The following is an 8,117-nucleotide window of genomic DNA, read 5'->3' on the forward strand; positions in this document are numbered from 1 at the left end:
AATTGGCGCGGCTTACGTGCGGGCGCGGCCCCGGAGAATGGTAGGTCAATCGCTCTCCGGGGCCGCTCCATTCGGCGCACACCATCAACAGAGTTGTCAGGTCGGACGGATTTCGGTGACCGAAGCTATGCGGCGACGCTGGTCTTCACCAGCGGAAAAACGTGCCCAGGAACTGCGGCATGGATGGCGGCTGGATGACATCAACGCACTCGCGGTAAGTGTGGTCAAGCGGGATAAATGGTGGGTCTATCGGCTGAGTTTCGATGACCGGCTGGAAATCGCGTGGGCCGCCATGGCAGAAAAGGTGTGCCTGTCTGATTCCCGGCCGTCCACTGTGGACTTGTGCCATGCCGCGCGGGACGCGATACAAAAACAGGTGCTGGAGCGCGAAAAGGCGCATGGGACTTGGCATTTCCATGATGCGAACACCACAAATCCGGGGCGGAACTTTCACCGTTACTGGTGGCGGCGACGCGACAGCGATTTCGCTGAAGAAATCGTGCAGGGGATAGCGGCTCAACAAATCTTAGAAGTGCTCACGCCGCGTCAACGGTCGGTAGTGGAGGCGCTCAAAGACGCTGACGGCGACGTGCACGCGGCAGCCGATACGCTCGAACTGTCGCTTGCCTACTTCCGTGAAGTCCTGCACGATGCGCGCGTGGCTTTCCTAGAATGCTGGCATGACGGGGAAACGCCGTCGCGCATCTGGATGCAAGACGGGGGGAATAGCGCCCCGATTGAAGTCATGAAAGTATTGCGGCGACGCAAAAGAAAGCAGATCAGGGCGGCGGCCACGGAAACGGGCGCGGCTGAATGAATGGAAGCGCGAAGTGACTGTTTCACCTCGGCTTTCGTTTCGGTCTGCGTGTCCGTTTTCGCGCGCGTGAAAGCTTCAGGGCGACGAACACGCAGGTAGGCGGGGGGAAGCGGCTCCAAAGGGCTGGTTAAACTCTCTCCGTTCGTCCCCCCGTCGGGCCTCCGCCCCTCCTCCTCGCCTTCCCTCTATCCCCCTTCTCCCCCAATTTCGCGTCCCCCCCTCATCCCCCTTTCCCTTCGGAATCATTCTTGTTCGCTGTGCTTTTCGGTGCACCGTTCGGCGCGACTTTCGGCGCACCGTTCAGCGCGGTTTTCCGCGCACCTTTGGGCGCGCCCTTGGGCGCGTCTTTCGGGGTGCGCCGATGGTTCGCGTTGTGCCTGGTCAACGGGGGTGCTCGGTCCGCCGCTCGCGTGGGATCTCTTTCGTTCGTTCGGGGGTGGCAGCGTGGGGGCGTCCCCTGCGGCGGGAGCGTGGGCGTTTCCTGCGGAGGCGGGGGGTGTGCCTTTTCGGTGTGCTCCCTATTCGCTTCGTGTGGGCCTGTCGGCGGTGCTTGTCTTGGCGGGGGAGTGGTGGCGTGTGGCACTGAGAGGCTCGCAGACACGCTGACGGCTGGCCAGGGTAGGGGGAAAGGGGCGGACGCGCGGAAGCCCCTGACGGGGGCTGTCAGGGGCTTCCGGGTGTGTGGGGTGATCAGGCGGCGCGGAACACGCTATTGATCACGTCCGCGCTTTGCCGGTGAACCGGGCGCAATACCTTGCGGTAATGCCGTTCCAGCGTCCGGACCGTGTGACCGCAGATATCCGCGATAACCTCACGCGGAACGCCATTGTGCGACATGACACTAACGAATGTCGTGCGCGTTTCCCGCACGGTCCACGCTTCCGAGTCCTCGATGCCCGCGATTTCGAGCACCTTGCGGAATTCGTAGCGCGCGGTCCGCTGCGTGTACGGCGTGCCGTCCGGGCGAGTGAATACCGGCGTTTCGTCGGTGACCGTTCCGCCGAACGCGGCGAATTCTTTGGCCTGGATTTCCCGCCACGCTTTGAGAACCGGAATGGCAATGGCTGCCAGTTCTTGCGATCGGAACGATTGTTCGGTCTTGGTCTTCCCGTTGTGTCGGTCGGCACGCACGACCGATACCGTTCCGGCGTCCAGGTCAAGGCCATACCATTTCAGGCCGTTCAACTCGTCCCCGCGTAGTCCGCTCGTGAGTGCGAGAATCACGTAAGCGCCGAACCGCACACGGAACGGAACCTCGGCACTGGCGCGCGCCAGGATCACCCGGACCTGATCGGGCGTGAAACTCTTGCTCTCCCGTCCGTCGTTCTTTCCTTGAATGTTGCGGACCATTCGGGACACGTTCCGGTTCACGATGTCGTGAACGATCGCGCGGTCAAGCGCACTGGAAAGCAGGCCGTGAACATTCGCGATCGTCGATGATGCGTGATTTTCGGCGAGATCGATCAGCCAGTCTGACACGTGCGTCGGTGTTAGTTCGCTTTTGACTTTGAGAGCACCGATTTTCACGATGTGATTCCGGTTCCAGGACCGTAGACCCTCGATCGTCTTCGGTGCGCGTCCCTGCCGTTCGAGATCGTCAATGTATTCCGTGACGACCTGGGTAACGGTCTTGTCTGCCCTGGGCTTGTGCCCCTTTTGGAGGTCTTCGGCCAATTTCGTCAGCTTGTCCTTGACGGCGGCCTTTGTCGCTCCCTTGCGCTTGGGGCGGTTGCGCTTTCCGTTGGGGTGGCACCCTAGATCCAGTACCCCGGTGTAACCCTTGCCCTCGCGGTAAATGCTGCCGCTGAACCCATTGATGAGTACGCTTGCCATCGCGTTCGCCTCTCGCCGATATCGAGTGGTGGGCGTAGGGAAGGCCGGACGCTGCGGGCGTTCGGCCTTCCCGCCTTGACCTCTCACCATCTCGAACGGGCGTTCGAGATGACGGGTTCCAACGGGGAAGTTGATCACGGCTCCCCGTATGGCTCCCTAGAGGTCATGTGCACTTGTGAACCCCCCGTGACCTGGGGCTTCACAGAATGACACTTATTGCGCCCTCCATCGTCGTGAACTGCGTGCGATCGCTGCATCGCTTCGGCTCGCCTAGCGGCTCGCTGCGCGATCAGGTTTCTCGCGGGCTCGAAACCTGCCTTCGGACGCGATCGCAACGGGTCAGGCCCAGCGTGGTCACTCAGGGGGCTGGGGTTTCTGCGTGGTTAAGTGCGGGTCCGCTTGGGCTTGGCGGCTGCGGCTGGTTCCACCCCGTGGTCTGATGACCAGTGGTTCCTCTCCTGGTGGGCCCATGGGAGCGCGTCGTTTGGCGGGGGCCTGCGGCATTGTGGTCAGGCGTCTTGTTGAGCCATGAGGAGGTTAGTGGCCTGCCTGATGGGTCTGGGACTGGGCCGTCTGGATGGCGATGCCATCGGTTTTCCAGAGCGCGGCTGTGATCTCGGTGCCAGCTGTCGCCTGTTTTATGGCTGCGGGACGGCTTTTGGTTTCCGGATCGTGTGTGGGGTTTTAGGGGGTGGTGCGGAGGTGTTTTAGGGTTTTTATGTCTTTGGCGTGGGGGGCGGGGGCTCGGCCTGGGGTTTCTATCAGGAAGGGGATGTTGGCTGTGGCGGGGTGTTGGAAGAGGTCGGTGAAAGGGGGTTCGCCTATGTGGCCCGCGCCTATGTTTTCGTGGCGGTCTCGGCCTGAGGCGCAGGGGTCTTTTGAGTCGTTGGCGTGGATTAGTTGTAGGCGGCCTTCGCCTACTGTGGCTATCAGGGCGTCGATGGTGTCTTTCGCGCCGCCTGGGGACGCCAGGTCGTGGCCTGCGGCGAAGGCGTGGCAGGTGTCGAAGCAGACGCCTAGTTTGGGGTGGTTCTCCAGGCGGTCGAAGAACGGGGCCAGGTCCTGGACCTTGGCGCAGAGCATGTTGTTCTGGCCCGCCATGGGTTCCAGGAGGAGGTCCGGGCCGTCCTCGGGGATCTCCTCCAGGAGGGGGAGGACGTGGTCGTGGACCTGGGCCATGGCCTCGTCGTAGGTCTGGGTGACCGAGGAGCCGGTGTGGACGACCACGCCGCGGGCGCCGATCGCGTGGCCGCGGGTCAGGGAGTGGCGGACGGACGCTATTGACTTGGCGAGCGTCTCCGGGCTGGGGGAGCCGAAGTTGACCAGGTACGGGGTGTGCACGTAGACGGGGAGGTCGGCGGCGCGCAGTTTCTCGTCTTGGGCTGGCTTGCCTTCGGGGAGCGCCCAGCCGCGTGGGTTGGCGACGAAGACCTGGATGGCCTCCGCGCCGATCTCGGCGGCGTACTTCAGGCCGCCGGTGGCGAGGCCGCCCGCCACGGGGACGTGGGCACCGACTGGGTTGCGCATGTTACGGACCTCTGACGATGGTGACGGTGGAGCCGCGAGGGGCCTCGCCGCCGTTCGGGGACTGGATCCGGACGGTGTCGCCGCCGAAACCCGTCACTTTCACTTTGAAGCCCGAGTCTTCCAGGGCGCTCTTGGCGTCGTTGACTGTGCGCCCTGTGACGTTGGGGACGGGGATGTTCTCCGTCGTCTCGCCGTCGTTGCAGCCGATCTCGATCGGGCCCGCGTCGATGACGCAGTCGCGCTTGTTGGCGACGAGCGTGACCTCGTCGCCGCGAGAGACGCCGGTGCCCTCGGGCGGGTTCTGCTCGATCACCGCGTTCGCCGGTTTGCCGTCGACCTTCTTCTTCTCGATGTGGACCTCCAGGCCCATCGAGCGGAGCTGGTTGGCGGCGGTGTCGACGTTCTGGCCGATGAGGCCCGGCATCGACATGCCCGCGGAGACGACGACGTCGACCGGCTCGTCCGGGGACTGGCGTTCGCCCGCGCTGGGGGAGGTGCTGATCACGCGGTCCTTGGCGACGGTCTGGGACGGCGTCGTGCTCGTCCGGCCGACGGTGAAGCCCTTGTCCTTGAGGGTCTGTTTCGCCTCGTCCAGGGACTTGCCCGTGACGTCGGGCACCTTCGTGGGCGTGATGCCCCTGGAGGGTGTCAGGGTGACGGGTTCGCCCTTGGCCACGCGGGCGCCTGGGGCCGGGTCGGACCTGGCGACGCCGCCCTTGTGGACGCGGTCGTCGTAGACGGGCTTGCCGGTTCGTACGGTCAGACCGGCGCTTTCCAGTCGGTCGCGGGCGTCGGTGACCTTCATTCCGATGATGGACGACGGGACGTGCTCGTACTGCCCCGACGTCTGGTACCAGACGGCCCAGCCGAGCGCGACCGCCGCGATCACGCCGATGGCGACCAGGACGTAGCGGCCGGTCAGGGCGCCGATGGCGCGATCCGATCGGGTGCGCTCGGGGCGGAGGTCGGCGGGCAGGGTGCCCGCGTCGAGGACTTCGGTGTGCCCGCCCGTCGCCGGTGTCTCCAGGACGCTGGTGGCGTTGCGGGACCCGTCCTCGATGCGCTGGTCGAGGTCGCGGGGCAGGCCGCCGAACACGTCGGCGACCTCGGCGAGGTACTGGCTCGCGTCCTGCGGGCGGCGTTGCGGGTCGTGGCTCGTCGCGTCGGTGACCAGCTCGTCCACCCGGAGGGGGATGCCGGGGACGAGCTCCGACGGCGCCGGGACCTTCTCGTTCACATGCTTGAAGGCGACGGCGAGCGGCGTGTCCGCCCGGTGGGGGAGGTGGCCGGTGAGCAGCTCGAACAGCATGACGCCCGCCGCGTACACGTCGGAGCGGACGTCGGCCTCGCCGGAGGTGACCTGCTCGGGCGCGAGATAGCCGACCGTCCCGATGATCATGCCGGTCTTGGTCATCTTGCTCGCGGTCTCGGCCCGGGCGAGGCCGAAGTCGGCGACCTTGACCTGGCCGTCCTCGGTGATGAGGACGTTCTCCGGCTTGACGTCGCGGTGCACGAGCCCGGCGCGGTGCGCGGCGCCGAGCGCGGCCAGCACCGGCTGCATGATCTCCAGCGCGGCGCGGGGACCGAACCGGCCGAGGGTGGTGAGCGCGTCGCGCAGCGTGTGGCCCGCCACGTACTCCATGACGAGGAAGACGTGCTCGCCGTCGGTGCGCTGGTCGTAGACGGCGACGACGTTCGGGTGGGACAGCGCCGCCGCGGCCTTCGCCTCGCCGATGAAGCGGGCGACGAAGTCGTCGTCGGTGGCGAGCCCCGGATGCATCACCTTGATCGCGATGATCCGGTCGAGCCTGATGTCACGGGCGACGTAGACCGTCGCCATGCCCCCGCGCGCGACGCGGGACTCTATGCGGTAGCGCCCGTCGAGCACCTGCCCGACGAGCGGATCGGTACCCGTTGCGTCCATCGCTGCGAGTTTACGGCCGGTCGGGCAGCGGTCTCATCAGTCGCGAGTATGAGCATCGATGAGCCCGGAGGGTGATTCGGCCGGGTCCGGTGCTGTGGCGGGGCGGACGGCCCGGGTGCTGCGGGAGACGGCGACCCCGGCGAGGCAGAGCAGCCCGCCGCCGAGGGTGACCAGGCCGGGGATCTCGCCGAGGAACAGCCACGACATGAGCACGACGAGGGCGGGCACGGCGTAGGTGGTGGCGCCCATCTTCCCGGCGGACGTGCGGGCGAGCGCGTACCCCCAGGTCGTGAAGGCCAGCGCGGTCGGGAAGATGCCCAGGTACACCAGGTTGAGGGTGGCGCTCGCGGGCGCGTCCGCGGCCTGGGAGACGAGTTGACCGGAGAACGGCAGGCAGGCGACCGCCCCGATCGCGCAGGCGAACGTGGTGAACTGCAACGGCGAGGCGTGCCGCAGCGCGGGCTTCTGGCTGACGACGCCCGCGGCGTAGGTGACGGCGGCGACCACGCACAGCAGCACTCCGCCGACGGACGAGCCGCCCTCCCCGGACATCGACAGCCCGACGACGGCCGCGCCCGCGAACGACACGGCCATGCCCGCCAGCAGCCGGGGCGGCAGGCCCTCGTTCAGCAGCCAGCCGCCGAGCAGCGCGATCAGCAGCGGCCCGATGTTGACGACCAGCGCGGCGGTGCCCGCGTCCACGAGTTGTTCGCCCCAGTTCAGCGCGACCATGTACGCGCCGAACCACAGGACGCCCGCGGTGATGATGCCGGGCCACGCGCCCTTCGGTGGGAGTCCCTCGCGCCGGACGAGCCACAGCACGCCGAGCACGACCGTCCCCGAAAGGAGGCGGCCGAGGGCGAGGGCGCCGGGCGAGTACTCCGCGCCCGCGCTGCGGATCGAGACGAAGGCGGACGACCAGAGCACCACCGTGACCGTGGCGGCCGCCACGGCGAGCCTGTCGACGCGCGTGCCGCTCTCTTGCTGCATGTCACGCACCTTAAGTTTGGGACGTTTCCACGAACACCGAAGTAACGCGCCGGGTTGCGGCACGGCGGATCTTGGTGGACGTCCTCAGTGTGGGTGCGGCGGATATTTCAGGTCCAGCGATAATTTCTGTAGGTGGGCCTTAAGTGTTCCTAAGAGGTCGCGAGCCCGTCGAAGGGGGAGGACGCCTGCGCGTAGCGGCGCTTGGGGATGCGTCCGGCCAGCCGGGCCAGCCGCCCCGCCTCCACCGCGTGCCGCATCGCCGCCGCCATCCGCGCCGGGGACTGGGCGCGGGTGACCGCCGTCGCCAGCAGCACCGCGTCACAGCCCAGCTCCATGGCCAGCGAGGCGTCGGACGCCGTCCCGAGCCCGGCGTCCAGGATCACCGGGACGCCCGCCCGCTCCACGATCAGCTCGATGTTGTGCGGGTTGCGGATCCCGAGCCCCGACCCGATCGGGGAGCCGAGCGGCATCACCGCCGCGCACCCGATCTGCTCCAGCCGCCGCGCCAGCACCGGATCGTCGCTGGTGTAGGGCAGGACGACGAACCCGTCGTCCACCAACTGCTCGGCGGCGTCGACCAGCTCGATCGGGTCGGGCAGCAGCGTGTGCTCGTCCGCGATCACTTCGAGCTTGACCCAGTTCGTGCCGAGCGCCTCGCGGGCCAGCTTGGCGGTGAGCACCGCCTCGCCCGCCGTGAAGCAGCCCGCCGTGTTCGGCAGCACGCGGATGCCGCACTCGTTCAGCACGTCCAGCACCGAGCCCCGGGCAGCCGGGTCGACCCGCCGCATCGCGACCGTGGTCAACGCCGTCCCGGACGCGGTCAGCGCCTCCCGCAGGACGTGCATGCTCGGCGCGCCCCCCGTCCCCATGATCAGCCGCGAGCCCACCTCCTCGCCCGCGACGACAAGCCCGTCGTTCTCCACAGAACTCAACCTCCCTGGACTGTGTCCGTGTGGGGGGACGACCCCCCACGCCCCCCGGCAGGGGGCCGACCGGCGTATTGCACTCCGCTGGCGCTCCGTTCCA

General features: G+C 67.1%; 6 protein-coding genes. 1 reads left to right on the top strand and 5 read right to left on the bottom strand.

Annotation, left to right across the window (positions count from 1 at the left end):
* Nucleotides 1-115: 115 nt before the first annotated feature.
* Nucleotides 116-817 carry a hypothetical protein gene (locus tag ABD808_RS12215; RefSeq protein ID WP_344894632.1) on the top strand — a complete coding sequence of 234 codons (702 nt, stop codon included), beginning with the start codon at nucleotides 116-118 and terminating at the stop codon, nucleotides 815-817.
* 690 nt (nucleotides 818-1,507) lie between these two features.
* Here the strand turns inward: ABD808_RS12215 and ABD808_RS12220 are convergent.
* The 5 genes from ABD808_RS12220 to ABD808_RS12240 all read right to left on the bottom strand — a co-directional run bounded on the left by ABD808_RS12220 (nucleotide 1,508) and on the right by ABD808_RS12240 (nucleotide 7,960).
* On the bottom strand, nucleotides 1,508-2,788 hold the full coding sequence (locus tag ABD808_RS12220) for a tyrosine-type recombinase/integrase (protein ID WP_344894635.1): 1,281 nt from the start codon (nucleotides 2,786-2,788) through the stop codon (nucleotides 1,508-1,510).
* 546 nt (nucleotides 2,789-3,334) lie between these two features.
* Nucleotides 3,335-4,177 (bottom strand): deoxyribonuclease IV, encoded by an 843-nt coding sequence (locus ABD808_RS12225; RefSeq protein WP_344894637.1) that lies wholly within the window; start codon nucleotides 4,175-4,177, stop codon nucleotides 3,335-3,337.
* 1 nt (nucleotide 4,178) lies between these two features.
* Nucleotides 4,179-6,101, bottom strand: a complete 1,923-nt coding sequence (pknB, locus tag ABD808_RS12230; RefSeq protein WP_344894640.1) for a Stk1 family PASTA domain-containing Ser/Thr kinase — start codon at nucleotides 6,099-6,101, stop codon at nucleotides 4,179-4,181.
* Nucleotides 6,102-6,137: 36 nt separating this feature from the next.
* Nucleotides 6,138-7,091, bottom strand: coding sequence for a DMT family transporter (locus tag ABD808_RS12235; protein WP_344894642.1), 954 nt, complete (start codon nucleotides 7,089-7,091; stop codon nucleotides 6,138-6,140).
* Nucleotides 7,092-7,240: 149 nt separating this feature from the next.
* Complete coding sequence (locus ABD808_RS12240; RefSeq protein ID WP_425548922.1) at nucleotides 7,241-7,960, bottom strand: thiazole synthase; 720 nt, start codon at nucleotides 7,958-7,960, stop codon at nucleotides 7,241-7,243.
* Nucleotides 7,961-8,117 lie beyond the last annotated feature (157 nt).

This window comes from Actinomadura meridiana (assembly GCF_039537545.1).
GTDB lineage: Bacteria > Actinomycetota > Actinomycetes > Streptosporangiales > Streptosporangiaceae > Spirillospora > Spirillospora meridiana.

Coding starts and splice junctions, on each gene's coding strand:
- ABD808_RS12225 (WP_344894637.1), bottom strand. CDS start 4,177: ATGCGCAACCCAGTCGGTGCCCACGTCCCCGTGGCGGGCGGCCTCGCC.
- pknB (WP_344894640.1), bottom strand. CDS start 6,101: ATGGACGCAACGGGTACCGATCCGCTCGTCGGGCAGGTGCTCGACGGG.
- ABD808_RS12235 (WP_344894642.1), bottom strand. CDS start 7,091: ATGCAGCAAGAGAGCGGCACGCGCGTCGACAGGCTCGCCGTGGCGGCC.
- ABD808_RS12240 (WP_425548922.1), bottom strand. CDS start 7,960: ATGGGGACGGGGGGCGCGCCGAGCATGCACGTCCTGCGGGAGGCGCTG.